Genomic DNA, 16,506 nt, shown 5'->3' on the forward strand with positions numbered 1-16,506 from the left:
CTTTCAGTGAGCGATAGCAATAGTCCGAAAGTCACTCCCCACGCCGTGGCTTCGGGGACGGCGCGAACCGTCCTGGTGACCGGCGCCACCGGCTACATCGGCGGCCGCTTGGTCCCCCGGCTGCTGGAGGCCGGCCACACCGTAAAGGTCCTGGTCAGGACACCGGCCAAGATCGCCGGCGTGCCGTGGCTGGGCAAGGTTGAGGTGATCCAGAGCAGTCTCGACGACGGCGCTGCCCTGCACCAGGCGCTGGCCGGCGTCGACGTGCTTTACTACCTTGTCCACTCCATGGCGTCCGGCGCCGGGTTCGAGTCCAAGGAAAAGGCCATGGCGGAAACGGCCGCCACAGCTGCTGCTGCCGCCGGCGTAGGCCGGATCGTCTATCTGGGCGGCCTGCACCCGGCCAACGTGGAACTGTCCACGCACATGCGCTCCCGGGAGGCCGTGGGAAAGGTCTTTTTGGACGGCACGGTGGACGCGGTGGTCTTCCAGGCCGGGGTGGTGATCGGTTCCGGGTCGGCGTCCTTCGAAATGATCCGCCACCTGTCCGAGACCCTTCCGCTGATGCCGGCCCCGAGCTGGGTGCGCAACAAGATTGAGGCGATCGCCGTCCGGGACGTGCTGCACTACCTTGTGGGCGCCGCATCCATGGACGGGCCGGTCAACCGCACCTTTGACATCGGCTGCCGGCAGGTCCTGAGCTACGCGGGCATGATGAAGGAATACGCCGCCGAGGCCGGGCTGCCGTACCGGGTGGTTCTGGCTTTGCCCATTCCCGCCCCGAAGCTCGCGGGCGTATGGGTGGCACTGACCACGCCTATCCCGCTGTCCATGTCCCTGCCGCTCGTCGAGTCGCTGCAGCACGATGCCGTGTCCCGCGAGCACAACATCGACGCCCACATCCCTGCGCCGGCGGGAGGCCTGACTCCGTACCGGCGGGCCGTTGCCCTCGCCCTGGGCAAGGAGCGTGACGGCCAGGTGGAAACCACGTGGTCAAATGCCGGGGCCGACGCCGATCCGCTGCCCAGCGATCCGGACTGGGCAGGGCACACGGTCTATGTGGATGAGCGGACCTTCCACGGGGATGTTGATCCTGCCCACGTGTGGACCATCATCGAAGGGATCGGCGGCCGGAACGGCTGGTATTCGCTGCCGCTGGCATGGCGCGTGCGTGGCTTGCTGGACAAGCTCACCGGCGGCGCGGGCCTGCTGCGGGGCCGCCGGCACCCCGGCACCCTGGCCTCAGGCGAAGTGGTGGACTGGTGGCGTGTCGAGCGGATAGAGCGCGGAAAACTGTTGCGCCTCCGCGCGGAGATGCGTGCCCCCGGACGTGCCTGGCTAGAGCTGTCCGTGGAACCTGACGGGACGGGCAGCCGCTACCGGCAGCGGGCCATTTTCTTCCCCAAAGGCCTCAGCGGAAAGCTCTACTGGCTGGCCGTGCTGCCGTTCCACAGCCTCATTTTTCCCGCGATGGCACGGAACATCACCATGGCGGCGCAGAAAATCGCCAGCGCCGACAGCGCGGAGGCCGGTTCCAACAACCCGCAGGGCTCCCCGTAGGATGTGGGGAGCAAAAAGCGTTCTGACCTACACATCACTGGAGGACACATGGCACTGAGTGCAACCACCACCCTTCCGCACGCCGTCGGCAGCGTCGCTGCCGTATTTATCAACGTGGACTTCCAGCGGCACACGAGCCAATTCGTTGGCGGCACACTGGAGTCCTTCGAAGTGGTCGGAGACGTTGACGGAGCATTCAGTACCACTTCGGTCCGCACCCTGCCCACCACCCGGCTCCCGGAGATCGCCCGCAAGTTCGTGGGCGAAAAGCTCACCGTAACGCAGGTGGAGAACTGGGAGGCCCCCGCGGCCGATGGTTCCCGCCAGAGCAACATCACGCTGAAGATCACCGGCGCCCCGATCGATGTGACCGCGATCCAGCGGCTCGTGGCGGAGGGCGGCAGCACGCGCGTTGAACTTGAAGGCAGCGTGACCTCGTCCGTCCCCTTCCTGGGCGGCAAGATCGCCGAGGCGGCCGAGCCCATGGTGTCCAAGGCCCTGAACATCCAGTCACAGCAGGCCCAGGCCTGGCTCGAAAGCCACTAAGGCCATGCAGCTCCCCCTGTTTGCGGCCTGTCTGCTGATCATCGCCGGCGTCTGGTCCCTGGTGGTCTGGCCGCAGTTCCTGCGCCGCGTGATGAAGGACCCAAGGGCGCAGGACGCCTCCGGCAAGGCCACAAAGTTCCTCACCGTCCACGTGGTGCTGGTCAGCATCTCCATGGTGCTGGGAGCTGCCACCGCCGTGATCGGGGTTATGGGCCTGCTCGGGTAGGCTGGTCACAGGTGCGCCGGGAAGTCTGGTCGGCAACAGTTTTGCTGACCCCTTAATTCCAGGAGCCACCCATGGCCAAGCGCCTCTCCCGCCCTACCTTCGCTGCTAAGGTCCTCAGCCGCTCAAGCTACCCTGAATTCCTGCGGATCTCAGAGATCCTCAGGCTGGAAACAGCCGGCGGTGCCCTCCTGTTGCTGGCCACCGCAGCGGCCCTCCTCTGGGCCAACTCGCCGGCGGCTGAGGGCTACTTCGCGCTGAGGGAGCTGAAAATCGGCTACGAGCCCTGGCACCTCCGGCTCTCCCTGGGGCATTGGGCGTCGGACGGTCTCCTGGCTATCTTTTTCTTCCTGGCCGGCCTGGAACTCAAGCGGGAGTTTGTCTCCGGTGAGCTCCGCAAGGTGTCCAAGGCGGTGGTTCCGGTGGCGGCTGCCGTGGGAGGGGTTGCAGTTCCGGCCCTGATTTACACCCTGTTGAACTTGGGCCAGGGCGCTGAGAGCCTGCGGGGTTGGGCAATTCCCACAGCCACCGACATTGCCTTTGCCCTGGCCGTCCTGGCCGTTATCAACACCCATCTGCCTGCTGCCCTCCGGACCTTCCTGCTGACCTTGGCCGTAGTGGATGACCTGCTGGCCATCGGCATCATCGCTTTCTTCTACTCGTCCGGACTGCAGCCGCTCTTCTTGTTGGCGGCGCTGGTTCCTCTGGGGCTGTTTACCCTGCTGGCCCAGAGGAGGGTCCGTAGCTGGTACCTGTTGCTGCCGCTGGCCGCCGCCACTTGGGGACTCGTGCACGCTTCCGGTATCCACGCTACGGTGGCCGGCGTACTGCTGGCGTTTGCCGTGCCAGTGCTGGCGTCGCGGAAACGCGGTGAAACGGGTTCCGGTATGGCTGAGTCCCTGGAACACCGGCTCCGCCCGCTTTCGGCAGGTTTCGCCGTCCCGGTCTTCGCCTTCTTTTCCGCCGGAGTTGCCGTGGGCGGCCTCGACGGCTTCCGGTCGGCCCTGGCGGATCCGGTGGCGGTGGGAATTGTGGCTGCTTTGGTGGCCGGCAAGACGATTGGCGTGTTCGGCACTACTTACCTGATCACTAAGACCACCAGGGCAAAGCTCGACGACGGCCTCGCCTGGATCGATGTTGCGGGCCTTGCGCTGTTGGCCGGAGTGGGCTTCACGGTGTCGCTGCTGATCGGCGAGCTGAGCTTCGGTGCTGGCTCGACCCACGATGACCACGCGAAGGTGGCCATCCTCACCGGATCACTGGTTGCCGCCCTGCTCGCCGCCGTGGTGCTCCGGCTGCGGAACCGGCATTACCGCGCCGTGGAGCTGGCGGAACGGCGCGATGCTGACGGCGACGGCGTCCCTGACGTTTTCGAGCGCCGGGACTGACGGCCGCGGACCGGCCTCGGCAGCCCGTGCGGCCTAGGCTGCCTGGTTCAGGGCGTCCTCGGCAGCCACCCAGGAAATCATGGCGCACTTAACGCGCGCGGCGTAGCGGGCGACACCCTCGAAAGCCGCGGCGTCGCCCAGGATCTCGGGATCGGCGGGGATCTTCCCACGCGAGCGGAGCACTTCGCGGAAGCTGCCAATGACGGCGTGGAGTTCGTCCACGGTCATTCCCTCCGCGAGCTCGCTAAGGACCGACGCCGATGCCATCGAGATGGAACACCCTTCGCCGTCCCAGGAAATCTGCGCCACCTTGCCGTCTTCCACGGCCACCCGCAGCGTGACTTCGTCGCCGCAGACCGGGTTGAGCTGGTGGGACTGGCCCGTGGATGCCCCCGCCGGCGCGGCGACGCCCGCCAGGCCACTGCCGTGGCGGGCCTTGGAATGGTCAAGGATGATCTGCTGATACAGCTGGTCAAGGCTCATGGTGGGTTACCTTCGGTGATCCCGCTAGACGCGGAAGTAGGAGCGGACTCCGGCGACGGATTCCAGGAAGGCGTCGATGTCGTTGGTGGTGTTGTACAGGTAGGCGCTTGCCCTGGTGGTTGCGGTCAGGCCCAGGCGGCGATGCAGCGGCTGGGCGCAATGGTGACCCACGCGGACGGCGATGCCCCGGGAATCCAGGAACTGCCCCACGTCGTGCGCGTGCACACCGTCAACGTCGAACGCGGCAAGACCGATCCGTTCCTGTCCTGCTGCGGGCCCCAAGACGCGGATGCCGGGAATGGACTCCAGTCCCGCCACCATCCGTTGGCCGAGCTCCGATTCCCAGCGGTGCACGCGGTCCAGGCCGGTTTCCGTGAGGTAGTTGGCTGCGGCGGCCAGGGCAACGGCCTGCGAGATGCGCTGGGTGCCGGCTTCGAAGCGCTGCGGCGCGGGCAGGTACTCGGCCCGTTCCATGGTCACGGTGGTGATCATGGAGCCGCCGGTGAGGAACGGCGGCAGCACGTCCAGGATGTCCCGCTTGCCGTAGAGAACGCCGATTCCGGTAGGCGCCAGCATCTTGTGGCCGGAGAAAACGGCGAAGTCTACGTCCAACTCCTTGACGTTCAACGGCAGGTGCGGCGCGGACTGGCAGGCGTCCAGGACCACCAAGGCTCCGGCCTGCCGCCCCAGCGCGACCAGTTCCTGCACGGGATTAATCGTGCCCAGCACGTTGGAGGCGTGGGTGAAGGCAAGGACCTTGGTTTTGCGTCCCAGTATCTCGGCCGCAATGTCCAGCCGCAGGGCCCCGGCGTCGTCGATGGGGATGTAGCGCAGGGTGGCGCCGGTGCGGAACGCCAGTTCCTGCCAAGGGATCAGGTTGGCATGGTGCTCCATTTCGGTCACCACGATCTGGTCACCGGGGCCCACAGCGAGGTCGATCAGCCGGGCGTCACCGCGCCCCTGCGCCGCCCACAGCGAGGCGTTGGACAGCGCGTAGCTGACCAGATTCAGGCCTTCGGTGGCGTTGGAGATCCATACCGTTTCCGCGTAGTCGGCACCGATGAAGTCCGCTATGGTCTGGCGGGCATCCTCGAAAACCTCTGTTGCTTCCACGGCAAGGTAGTGGGCCCCGCGGTGCACGGCAGCGTTGCGCTGTTCGTAAAACTCCTGCTCAGCTTCGATGACACTCGAAGGGTTTTGCGAGGTGGCGCCCGAATCGAGGTACACCAGGGGCTGGCCGTTCACCAACTGGCCAAGAACGGGGAAGTCGTTTCGAATCCTGAGGACTTCGGCGTTATCCATGGCCGGCACTGCGCGTTCCAGCGTGGCAGGCGTTGATACTAGGGCCAAAGCTAACTCCTTGAGATGCCAATGGATTGACACTCAATTGTCCCACAACACCACTGTGGCGGCGGCCCGATGGGCAACCGCCACAGCAGCTCCGGGCTTCAGCCCGCGGAAGTGAGGGCCGGCGACGGCTGGGGGGAGAGCCTCGGTCTCAGAAGACTCCGACGTCGCCGGCCCCGTTTCGATCCAGCCCCTGGGGCTGGAAGCTTACGTCAAAAAGAGGCCTGAAAACTCTGTTGGCCGGTCCGCGGTTCTGGTGGCTCCGCGTTTTCCTGCCGCACTAAGTCAATCGCACGCGGAAGCCACGCACACGAGTAGGCAGTACTCTACTTTTTTGCGCCTGGGCTACGGGTTAGGCCCCGCGGCTACGCGTATCTGGACGTCCGTACACAGGGTTCCGCACGCACGGCGTCCGCACGCAGGGTTCCGCACGCAGGCCTAGTGCGGAAGGGCTGAAGCCAGTTCGTCGCGGCTCCGCACGCCGAGTTTGACGTACGTGCGATAGAGGTGGCCCTCCACAGTACGCACGGATACCATGAGCCTTTGTGCGATTTCCCTGTCGGTGAGACCCTGCACAGCGAGCTCTACGATGTCCTGTTCCCGGCGCGTGAGGTGCACGCTGGGTGCTGCGGCGATGAAGTGGCCTTCCCGGAACCGCTCGCCCAGTTCGTGGTCACACTTCTCCCGCAGGGCCACCGCCTGACGGGCCCGCCGACGCTCCCCGGAGCTCTCAAGGACGGTGCTCGACCGCGCGTAGGCTTCCCGCGCAAGGTTGACGAATCCCTCACCTTCAAGCATGGCCGCCGTGTCCATGATGGAATCTGCGTCCGCGGACTCCCAATGCCCCGCCAGGGTGAGCATTGCAGCGGCCCAGCGGCCTTCAACGCTCCCGGCCAGGGAGTGGACCATAGGGATCACGGAATGATCGCCCAGGTCCCAGCAGAGAGCCAAAAGTTCCAGAAGTGTCCCGGCCCGGGTGGTCACCTCGGGCGTGGTGGCCAGGGTGTGGAGGGACGCCAGGCCTTTTCCGTCATGCGCCACATACTCCGAACCTGCTGCGGCGTAGGCTGTTGCAAGGAGTCCGAAGCCGGTGGAGCCCTGCGGTGAATCCTTGTAATCCAGCTCAAGCCGGCCTGCCTGGGCGGCGTCACCGAGCCTCGCCGCTACATAAAACGCCAGCCCGGAACCAAACCGGAACATCCGCAACGGATCGTTGAGCCGCAAGGTCTCCACAGCCGGCAACAGCGTTTGGTAGGCGCGTTCCATCCGCCCCTGCCGCAGCAACGAATAGCCACGGAGTACCTCGAGGCTGCCGCCGAAATATGCGACACCCCGCGGCTGTCCGGCGGCGTAGTTCGCCAATGCCCGTTCCGCCGAGTCCCACTCCCCCATGGCCAGGTAATCTGCCACCAGGCGGCCAAGGACAAATTCGTTGAAGAAGAACACGCCGCCCTGCAGGGCGGGAAGTTCCGAGGCCGCCAGCAATCCGGTGTCCAAGCCCTGGGCAGCACGTCCGGCCGAGGCGAGCGAATGGGCCAGCAGCGCGAGTCCCACAGCACGCAGGGCGTCCTCCGTGGCATCGCCGGTGCGGCTGCTCCGAAGTTCCTGGACCTCGGCCTCCAAGGCCTGGTGGTTGCCGGCTTCGCCAAGTTCCAACAGGCGAAGCAAGCACTCCTGCCAGAGCTTGGCTGGAGCACCGGGTGCCTGTTGGGAATCCGGCGGCACAGCAACCGGGCCAGCCGTCATGGCGCCTGCACTCTGAAGCGCTTCGCGGGAATCGGCTGCGAATATTGCCAGCGGTGTTCCCAAAGCCTGGTGTGCCATGGCCCTGAGCATCAGGACCGGGACAGCCCAGGGACCCTTCCCCAGCTGCAGCCAGCATCCATCCAGGAGCTTGGCCGCACCATCGAAGTCGCCTTCATTGAATAGGGCCCTTGCCTGGACAGCCTGTGCCTGTGGCACGAGGTCCGGGTCCGCGACCTTTGCCGCCATCGTCCGGCTGCTCCGGTTCCTGGAGTGGACCAAGGCGGTGCCAGCGGCCTCGAGCAGCTCGGGATCGGATATTTTCAATCCACATTCGAGGGCCCATTCCACGGCCCTCATCCTGCCTTCAGACCCTTCGGGCGCGGTTCCCAGCTGATCCCGGATCTTTTCAAGCAGCTGCAGGCTCCGGGACACCGAGATGCTGGTGCGGAGCGCCTCGCCGAACACGGAGTTCCAGATCCGGAGATCGGCCGGAATGCCGGAACTTTCGACCATCATCTGCTGGTCCAGCAGCGTGCGCACCACTTCGGCGCCAAAGATATCCTCGATCACCTTCCGGCTCACGGGCCCGGCGAGGGCGACAAGTTTCAGCACTTCCTGCTCGTCCGGGCTGCGGCGGAGCATGTCCTTCACCACCACCTCGGTGAGCCTGGGTCCGTCGGCAGGCAAGGGGCCCAACAGCATCCAGATCCCGTTCCGCTTTGCGAGTTCGCCCCGCTCTGCGGCATCGTGCAGCAAGGCATCAAGAATCCGCGGATTTCCGCCGGACGCACCCCAGATAGTGTCAATGGTTCCGGACGGGACTGTTCCATCAAGTGCATGGGAGAGGACTTCCTCGATCTGCTCCCGGTTCATGGGATGAAGATCCACACGGTCAGCCAGGCCGTCATACCAGAGCTGCGCGAGCGGCTGCGGCAGCCCGGGCCGCGGCCTGCCGGCAGCAAGCACAGTGGCCCAGCCGGCGGAGATCATGTCGGCCACAATGCTGGCCGTTGCCTCGTCCAAGTGATGGGCGTCATCCATCACCAGAAGCAACGGGGTATCCTTGCCGGCTTTCAGCTTCTCAAAGTACCTCCACACGGACCGCAGCACAGCCACCGGAGACACGGAGTCCTCGGCCGTCAGCTCCGCCGTGTAGGGCGCCAAGACTCCAAAGGGAACGCCGGACAGCGACGAGCTTCCGTGGATCTGAACAATGATCATCTCCTGGGCAAGCCGCTCGGTGATGGCCTCGGTCAGCGTTGACTTTCCGATGCCCGGGCCCGCCATGAGGAACACTGCCTGGCTCGTGCGGCTGCGGATGATGTTGCAGATCCGCTCCAGCGGTTCACGCCGGCCCGTGAGCTGTCTCGGTTTGGCTACGTAGCCGTTAGACGAGTCCAGTCAGATCACCCCTGGACGTTACTCCGAGCTTGGTAAAGACCTGGTAAAGGTGACCTTCCACAGTGCGCACGGACACGCCCATTTCCTCGGCAATGTCACGGTTGGACACGCCCCGGCCGGCCAGTCGCGCGATCTGCCTCTCCCTGGCGGTCAGGAGCGGGCTGCCGCTGCTCGGTACGATCGGCAGGCTTGCCACGGTCGCTGCGAGGATGTCCAGCCGAGCCTGTGCGGTTCTGGCGGAGACCGAGTCACCGGCCTGCCGGGCATAGTCAACGGCCAGCGCCATACAACGGGCCTCAACCGCATCCAGTTCCAGGGTGGCCGCCAGTTCCCCGCCGGCAAGCAACGTTTTGGCGTCGCGGGTCCGGCTGCCCACGGCGATCAGCCGCGAAATTTCAGCCAAGGGGCCCTGGCGGTGCTCGGCTACTTGTTCCATCAGCCGGAAGTCCGCTTCCGTGCCGTTGACCGTGGCTCCGAGAAGGCTGATCCCGGCAAGGGTGAACGTGCCTGCTGCGATGTCACGGCGGGCAGACTGTTTGAGGCGGGTGGCTGCGTCACTGTCCCCCAGCCAACGGGCGGCCATATCAGCACAGAATTCAGTGCGGCTCCGGGTGGCATGGTCAGCGGCACCTGCTGTCCGCTGCAGCCTGTCAAGATACTTCCGGGACTGCCCGGCATTGCCGGTCTGCGCATATGCGAAGGCGATGGCAGCGTAGGCGGCGCGGAGCATGCTCTGAACGGGCCGCAGCTCCAGCTGTGCAGCGGCCGAGAGCAGCGAATCAAGGGCCACGGCACCGCGGCCCGAGTACACGTAGGCGATGCCGGCCGCGAGCTCCGCGGCGGCGCTCCGGTAAGGGAGCCGGTGGAACTCGCGCGCGGAAGGCGGATCCAGGAGGTCGATGCACCGGCGCCACTGCCCTGCCATCAGTAGCACGTTGTACGCCCGGCCGGCGAACTTCTCACGCAGCCCCACGATCTCGGCGGCATCCGAGATCTGCCCGCCCAGCTGCCTCATCAGGCTCAGGGCGTCCATTTCCCGCCCGGTCATGGACAGCGCGCTCATAAGGATGACTGCTGAGTTCATCCTGAACCAGGTGTCCGGATTCTGCCCCGGGTCCGCAGCGGCTTCCAGCGCCGGTAAGGCGGAGGCATAGTCCCCCACGAAGGCCTGGTACTCGAATTCGCTTAGGCTGATCCGGTTGGCCGCAGCAGCCAGGGGCTCCGGCCAACCCTTCGCGATTCCTGGCGCCACGCCCAGCCGCTCCCGTGCCGTCTGCAGCAGCGCCGGCACGCGGGCGGTGTGTTCGGGGAGCCAGACCATGACCCGTGATTTGGCCGCGACCACCCGGGCGAACTCCTCAACGTCCAGGTTGTCCAGCTGCGGCTGGGAAATATCGTCCAGTGCCGCCATTGCCTGCACCGAGAGGTCCATGAGCAGGTACGCTGCAGCCTTCTGCCGCTGGGCAGGCACCCATTGAGGATCATTCCGCTTCAGTGTGGCGGCATACTTGAGGGCAACATGAGGATCAAAGAGCTGCACTGCGGCTTCGGCAGCGGCCAGCGCCATGGCCGGACTTAACTCGGCCTCGCATTCCTGGGTCCAGGCGCCGAACGCCATCAACTCTTCCACCGTCATCGCGGCAGGGTCAGGTTCCTTGCCGCCCAGAAGCAGGCTCCGCAGCTCCCTTCGCCGAGTGATGCTGAGCCAGGAGCGGACAACGTCGCCGAGGTACTTTTCACGCAGTGAAACCCACCGGTTGTCCGAAGCGTCGATCTCCAGCAGGCCCGAATCCTCCATGTCCGCCACCACACCGGCACCGTAGACGGCGGTCAGCCTGGACAGTTCCACGCTGCGGGCGCAGGAGAGCATCTCGATGACATCCCGCTCCGCCGGAGACTTCCGGGTCCACTGGGACCGTACGATGTCGTCAAGGCTGGCCGCGCCGTCAAGCACCACCTTGTCCCGAAGTGTCCAGACGGAGTCGGATAGAACCAGGTTCCCCGAATGCTGCTGCTCGGTTACAAGCGCCTTCAGGAGCAGTGGGTTGCCGCCAACCATGGTGTGGAAGGTGCTGACCAGGGAGGCGGAGACGCGGTGGCCCAGCAGGGAAAGCAGCACTTGGCGGGTCTGCAGCTCATTGAGGTTGTCCAGCCTGACCTCGGTGAGCCGTCGGTCGTTGAGGAGCCAGTGGAAGTCGGCCGGAAGGTCACTGATCATGGGTGCCACGGCCACCATGCGGGCGGTCCCGGTCAGGAGGATGTTGAGCAGGACACCGGCGCTCATGTCATCAATACTGCCGGCGGTGTCCAGGGTGATGACACACTGGCGCCCCGCGGCATCGCTTTTGATGAGGGAGGTAATGCCGCGAAGGATGGCTGTGGGCGAACCCATGTACGCCTGGGGAAGCCGCGCCAGCAGGAAGGCGAGGCAACCGTAGGGCGTTGTGCCGGACGACGGGGCGCTGCGCAGCTGCAACGTGCAGATATCCGGGCCCAGGTCGGAGACGGCTGTCCTGGCCAAAGATGACTTGCCGACGCCGCGTCCGCCGGTGATGACGACTCCCAGGGAGTCGAGGCCGGTCAGGGCGGTACGGACCGCTTCGAGGTTGGCGCTCCGCGCAGGCACGGACCATCGCTGCGGCTCTGCTATGCCAGCAGTGTCCGCGCGCGGCTCAACGTCGTTGAGCGGTGACCCAAATCCCCAGCTGAGTGGCTCGATTGACATGAACTTGTCCCCTACATCCCACTAAAGCGGGATAAGCTCCATCGCCCCCCCGCTTAGGAAGAACACTACCCCTTGGCACACGCAGGTAAACAGGGACAGGCGGTTTTAAGTTCAATTGCTAAACGTCCGACCTGGCCGGATGGAACTTCTGCTGGGCCGCGGTCAGTCCGTCTCTGACAAGCATTTCCACGGCATCAGCCGCCTCGTCGAGCAAGAACGGAAGGTCCTTGCTCTCTGCAGTGCCAAAATCGCGCAGGACATAGTCTGCGGTGTCCATCCGACCTGGCGGGCGGCCCACACCCACCCGTACCCGCAGGTATTCCTTGGTGGCCAGCGCCTTGGACATGTCCCTGAGGCCGTTGTGGCCGCCCTCGCCGCCACCGCATTTCAGCTTTACGGTGTTGAATGGGATATCAATCTCATCATGCACCGCAACAACATGGTCCGGATCAATGCCATAAAAGTTCGCCAGGCCGGCCACCGGGCCGCCGGAAACGTTCATGTAGCACATCGGCTTGGACAGCACCACCCGGGGGCCGCCGATCCCCAGCCGCCCTTCGAGCACCTGCGCGCGTGCCTTGTGGGTTTTGAACTTGCCGCCTATCCGGCCCGCGAGTTCGTCCAGGACCATCTGGCCGACGTTGTGCCGGTTGCCCTTGTATTCGGCCCCGGGGTTTCCGAGGCCAACGATCAGCCAGGTGTCAGTCATTATTCAATCCTAAGGTGGTCCGGACATGGCTGTGGCCGGACCCCGACAGGGCCCGGCCACAAATCAAACTGTGCCGTTGTTACTCGGCTGCGACTGAGGCTGCGGAGTCAGCCTGTGCCTCTTCGTCAGAGACTTCAGTGGCCTCGGAGATGTGGACAACCAGTGCGTCGGCGTCGGCCAGCAGGACCGAACCCTTCGGCAGGACCAGGTCGGAAGCGTGGATGTGCTGTCCGGCGGAGCGGCCCTCGATGTCGACCTCAATGGCGGTCGGCAGGTGGGTTGCCTCGGCCTCAAGGGAGATGACGGTGAGTTCCTGGTTGAAGACGCTGCCCGGAGCCAGTTCGCCAACGATGTGGACCGGGATGTCCACGGTGACCTTCTCGCCCTTGATGACGGTCAGCAGGTCGATGTGCTCGATGATCTGCTTGATGGGGTCGCGCTGGACGTCCTTGACCAAGGCCAGGTGCTCTTCGCCGTTGACGTCCAGGGACAACAGGGCGTTGGCTTTGCGGACTGCCAGCGTGGTGGCCTTGGCCGGAAGCGTGATGTGGATCGGCTCGGCGCCGTGGCCGTAGATGACGGCGGGGATCAGGTTGGCCATGCGTGCGCGGCGGGCAAAGCCCTTGCCGAATTCGGTGCGGACTTCTGCTGCGAGCTTCTGCTCAGACATGTGTATCTCCTCGGAAGACTAAAAGGTGTTCAGCAAGGGCGGAGGTCTGTTACGACCTTCAACGCCGGGCGGCCCTGAGGCGGCCCTTCCAGAAGGGAGATTCAGACCCAGTCGATAACGGAGACCTGCAGTCCGGTTGCCCGGATGCTCTCCCTCGCCAAGGTATCGTCAAAAAGCTTACCAGCGCGGGGCCCAATTACTGAAAACGGCGGTGGTTGAGCCTAGCGAAACAGGCTCAACCACCAAAAGCGTAAAGTATCAGGCGTTGCCGTCGAACAGGCTGGTGACCGAACCGTCGTCGAACACTTCGCGGATGGCGCGGGCGATCAGCGGTGCGATGGACAGCACCGTCAGCTGCGGGAACTGCTGATTGGCAGTGAGGGGCAACGTATTGGTGACCACCACTTCGCGGGCGCCGGATTCGGACAGCCGCTGTGCCGCAGGCTCGGAGAAGACAGCGTGCGTCGCGGCGATGATGACGTCCTTCGCCCCGGCGTTCTTCAGGACCTGGACCGCCCCGGAAATGGTGCCGCCGGTGTCGATCATGTCATCGATGAGGACGCAGGTCCGGCCCTCGATCTGGCCCACGACGGTCTTGGAAACGGCCTGGTTGGGAACGGTGAGGTCACGGCTCTTGTGCACAAATGCCAGCGGCGCTCCGCCTAGGCGTTCGGCCCACTGCTCCGCGACGCGCACCCGGCCGGTGTCCGGGGACACCACGGTGACGTTGTCCGCGGCGACGCGGGTGCGGATGTAGTCGGCCAGGAGGGGGATGGCCATGAGGTGGTCCACGGGCCCGTCGAAGAAGCCCTGGATCTGCGAGGTGTGCAGGTCAACGCTCATGATGCGGTCGGCGCCGGCGGTCTTGTACAGGTCCGCCACCAGGCGGGCGGAAATCGGTTCGCGGCCGCGGCCCTTCTTGTCCTGCCGTGCATACGGGTAGAACGGGGACACCACGGTGATGCGCTTGGCGGAGGCCCGCTTCAGCGAATCGATCATGATCAGCTGTTCCATGAGGTGGTTGTTCAGCGGTGCAGGGTGCGCCTGGATGACGAACGCGTCGGTTCCCCGGACGCTTTCGCCGGCGCGGACGTAAATCTCCCCGTTGGCGAAGTCGTAGGCATCCACGGGCAGCAGCTCGGTACCCAGCTCCTTGGCGATTTCCCGCGCCAGTTCGGGGTGCGCCCGCCCAGCGGCAAGCACCAGCTTCTTCTCGCCGTGTGCCGTAATTTCGCTCATTATTGCTGGTCCTCTTCTGTCGATGCTGGGGTATGTGAGGAATCTGCGGCGGCCGCCTGCGCCAGTTCAGCCGAGCGTGAGCCAGGGCGGTTGGCCACAACCCAGCCCTCGGCGTTGCGCTGGGCTGCAACGGACAAGACGAGCGCCCCGGCCGGGACGTCCTTGCGGATCACCGCGCCGGCGCCGCTGTAGGCACCGTCCCCCACAGTGACCGGTGCAACAAAGACCGTATTGGAACCTGTGCGGACGCCCGAGCCGATCACCGTGCGGTGCTTCTTCTCGCCGTCGTAATTGGCCGTGATGTTGCCGCAGCCAATGTTGGTGTCCTCGCCGATTTCGGCGTCGCCGGCGTAGCCGAGGTGGGAAAGTTTGGAGCCGCGGCCAATCGTGACGTTCTTGGTTTCGTAGAACGCACCGATCTTGCCGGCGTCGCCGAGCACGGTGCCGGGACGCAGGTACGTGAAGGGGCCGACGGCGGCGTCCGCGCCGATCACCGCACCGGAGCCGTGTGTGCGGGTCACCTTGGCGCCCTCGCCGATGCGGACATCGGCCAGGGTGGAGTCGGGGCCGACGACGGCGTCCCTCGCCACGGTGGTGGCTCCGTGCAGCTGCGTGTTCGGCAGGATGCGGACGTCCTCGTCCAGGCTGACGGTGGAATCGATCCAGGTGGTGGCGGGGTCAACTACGGTGACCCCGGCGCGCATCCAGGCTTCAACGGTGCGGCGGTTCAGTTCCGCGCCGAGGGCGGAGAGCTGCACGCGGTCATTGGCGCCCTCCACCTGCCAGCGGTCTTCGGTGACGACGGCGGCAACCCGGCCGCCCGACTGCCGCGCGAGGCCCAGCACGTCGGTGAGGTACTTTTCGCCCTGCGAATTGTCAGTGGTGATGTGGACCAGCGCGTCACGCAGGACATCGGCGTCGAAGGCGTAGATGCCGGAATTGACCTCGCGGATCAGGCGTTCGGCTTCCGTTGCATCCTTGTGCTCGCGGATGCCGGTCACGGAGCTGTCATCACCGCGGAGAATGCGTCCGTAGCCCGTGGCGTCAGCCAGCAGCGCGGTGAGCACGGTGACGGCGTTGGACTCCCGCTCATGCGTGGCCACCAGGTCCGCCAACAGGCTGCCGGTCAGGAGCGGAACATCGCCGTAAGTGACCACTACGGTGCCTGCGAGTTTTTCTTGGGCGTCCAGTGCTTGCACGGCCACCTCAACGGCGCGGCCGGTGCCGGGGACGTCGTCCTGGTCCACGATCAGGGCTTCGGGGTCCAGCTCGTTCAGGTGGCGGGCAACCAGATCCCGCTCGTGGCGGACCACCAGGGCCAGCCGTCCGGGATTAATGCTGCGGGCTGCCAGGAGGGCGTGGCCCACCATGGACCGGCCGCCGATTTCGTGCAGGATCTTCGGGGTACGGGATTTCATCCGGGTACCGGCGCCTGCTGCCAGAACAATGACGGCGGCTGGGCCGGTAGTCTCGGGGATCACGTACGGGTTCTCCTTGCTTGGTTGCGCGTTGCGCTGGGTGCGGTGCCTGCCCGGCCAAATCGCTGGCGGGGCACCGAGTTCATCCTACTGGACGGTCTTCGCACAGCAGTTCCGCCCATAGGATTCGAACCTATACTCCACGGCTCCAAAGGCCGGGGTGCTGCCATTACACCAGGGCGGACCATGCCACAGGCGCAAAGGCCAAGGCACAAGTATTTATTTTGCCATGGCTTCAGGGCAGCCCGCGACATTGGCAGGAATCACGGCAGCCTGGCCCCTGCACCGCTACCGGTTCCAACTGTTTCAGCGGCGCTAGGGCATGATGGAAATGTGAGCAATAACCCACCCCGGACACGGATGACAGGCGTGCAGCGGCGCAGCCAGCTGATCAACGTCGGCCGTGGCCTTTTTGCCGCGCGCGGGCTCGACGGGACCACCATTGAGGAAATCGCGGCCTGCGCCGGTGTTTCCAAGCCCGTGATCTACGAACATTTCGGCTCCAAGGAAGGCCTCTACACGCAGGTGGTGGACTTCGAGTTCCACATCCTGCTGGACTCGATCACCGCTGCCCTGACCGAAGAAGGCAAACCAAGGGTCCTGGTGGAACGCGCCGCCCTGGCCCTGCTCACCTACATCGAGGACCGGGCGGAGGGCTTCCGGATCCTGATGCGGGACGCACCGCCGTCGCAGCCCGAAGGCGCCTTCTCCACCCTGCTATCCCAAGTTACGGCCCGCGTGGAACACATCCTGTCCGACGAATTCCACCGCCGCGGCTTCAGCGCCCAGGACGGCGCCATGTACGCCCAGATGCTCGTGGGCATGGTGGCCATGACCGGCCAATGGTGGCAGGACAGCCGCCAGCCCGACAAACACACCGTGGCCGCGCACCTGGTCAACCTCGCCTGGAACGGCCTCACCGGCCTCCAAAAAGACCCGGAACTCCGCACCGAAGATTCAGAGCGGACGGACACTTAAGCCACCTCTGCGC

General features: G+C 65.3%; 13 protein-coding genes and 1 tRNA gene. 5 read left to right on the forward strand and 9 right to left on the reverse strand.

Annotated features, from left to right (window positions below; translation table 11 throughout):
• Positions 1–6 precede the first annotated feature (6 nt).
• The 4 genes from ACZYZ4_RS10535 (at position 7) to nhaA (ending at position 3,717) form a co-directional block, all read left to right on the forward strand.
• On the forward strand, positions 7–1,560 hold the full coding sequence (locus ACZYZ4_RS10535) for an SDR family oxidoreductase (RefSeq protein ID WP_463860623.1): 1,554 nt from the start codon (positions 7–9) through the stop codon (positions 1,558–1,560).
• 48 nt (positions 1,561–1,608) lie between these two features.
• Positions 1,609–2,106, forward strand: coding sequence for a DUF2505 domain-containing protein (locus ACZYZ4_RS10540; RefSeq protein WP_463860625.1), 498 nt, complete (start codon positions 1,609–1,611; stop codon positions 2,104–2,106).
• A gap of 4 nt (positions 2,107–2,110) precedes the next feature.
• Positions 2,111–2,332, forward strand: a complete 222-nt coding sequence (locus ACZYZ4_RS10545; RefSeq protein ID WP_463860627.1) for an SCO4848 family membrane protein — start codon at positions 2,111–2,113, stop codon at positions 2,330–2,332.
• A 71-nt stretch (positions 2,333–2,403) separates the two neighbouring features.
• Positions 2,404–3,717 carry a Na+/H+ antiporter NhaA gene (nhaA, locus tag ACZYZ4_RS10550; protein ID WP_463860629.1) on the forward strand — a complete coding sequence of 438 codons (1,314 nt, stop codon included), beginning with the start codon at positions 2,404–2,406 and terminating at the stop codon, positions 3,715–3,717.
• A 33-nt stretch (positions 3,718–3,750) separates the two neighbouring features.
• Here the strand turns inward: nhaA and sufU are convergent, their stop codons facing one another.
• The 9 genes from sufU to ACZYZ4_RS10595 form a co-directional block, all read right to left on the reverse strand.
• Positions 3,751–4,200, reverse strand: coding sequence for a Fe-S cluster assembly sulfur transfer protein SufU (gene sufU / locus ACZYZ4_RS10555; protein WP_463860631.1), 450 nt, complete (start codon positions 4,198–4,200; stop codon positions 3,751–3,753).
• Between the two features lie 24 nt (positions 4,201–4,224).
• Positions 4,225–5,550 carry a SufS family cysteine desulfurase gene (locus ACZYZ4_RS10560; protein ID WP_463860633.1) on the reverse strand — a complete coding sequence of 442 codons (1,326 nt, stop codon included), beginning with the start codon at positions 5,548–5,550 and terminating at the stop codon, positions 4,225–4,227.
• A 435-nt stretch (positions 5,551–5,985) separates the two neighbouring features.
• On the reverse strand, positions 5,986–8,694 hold the full coding sequence (locus ACZYZ4_RS10565; RefSeq protein ID WP_463860826.1) for a helix-turn-helix transcriptional regulator: 2,709 nt from the start codon (positions 8,692–8,694) through the stop codon (positions 5,986–5,988).
• Positions 8,681–11,419 carry a LuxR C-terminal-related transcriptional regulator gene (locus ACZYZ4_RS10570; RefSeq protein ID WP_463860635.1) on the reverse strand — a complete coding sequence of 913 codons (2,739 nt, stop codon included), beginning with the start codon at positions 11,417–11,419 and terminating at the stop codon, positions 8,681–8,683. The genes ACZYZ4_RS10565 and ACZYZ4_RS10570 overlap by 14 nt, the downstream gene beginning before the upstream one ends.
• Positions 11,420–11,537: 118 nt before the next feature.
• On the reverse strand, positions 11,538–12,128 hold the full coding sequence (gene pth / locus ACZYZ4_RS10575) for an aminoacyl-tRNA hydrolase (RefSeq protein WP_463860637.1): 591 nt from the start codon (positions 12,126–12,128) through the stop codon (positions 11,538–11,540).
• Positions 12,129–12,207: 79 nt separating this feature from the next.
• Positions 12,208–12,798 (reverse strand): 50S ribosomal protein L25/general stress protein Ctc, encoded by a 591-nt coding sequence (locus ACZYZ4_RS10580; RefSeq protein WP_463860639.1) that lies wholly within the window; start codon positions 12,796–12,798, stop codon positions 12,208–12,210.
• A gap of 258 nt (positions 12,799–13,056) precedes the next feature.
• A complete protein-coding gene (locus tag ACZYZ4_RS10585; protein ID WP_463860641.1) occupies positions 13,057–14,037 on the reverse strand; it encodes a ribose-phosphate diphosphokinase in 981 nt (326 codons plus the stop codon).
• Complete coding sequence (gene glmU / locus ACZYZ4_RS10590; RefSeq protein ID WP_463860643.1) at positions 14,037–15,518, reverse strand: bifunctional UDP-N-acetylglucosamine diphosphorylase/glucosamine-1-phosphate N-acetyltransferase GlmU; 1,482 nt, start codon at positions 15,516–15,518, stop codon at positions 14,037–14,039. Before glmU ends, ACZYZ4_RS10585 begins: the two co-directional genes overlap by 1 nt.
• A gap of 109 nt (positions 15,519–15,627) precedes the next feature.
• Positions 15,628–15,699 (reverse strand) — tRNA-Gln (locus ACZYZ4_RS10595).
• A gap of 149 nt (positions 15,700–15,848) precedes the next feature.
• On the opposite strand from ACZYZ4_RS10595, the gene ACZYZ4_RS10600 reads away from it, so the two are divergent.
• Positions 15,849–16,493 carry a TetR/AcrR family transcriptional regulator gene (locus ACZYZ4_RS10600; protein WP_463860644.1) on the forward strand — a complete coding sequence of 215 codons (645 nt, stop codon included), beginning with the start codon at positions 15,849–15,851 and terminating at the stop codon, positions 16,491–16,493.
• Positions 16,494–16,506: the final 13 nt, after the last annotated feature.

The sequence above is a fragment of the Pseudarthrobacter adonitolis genome (assembly GCF_055412845.1).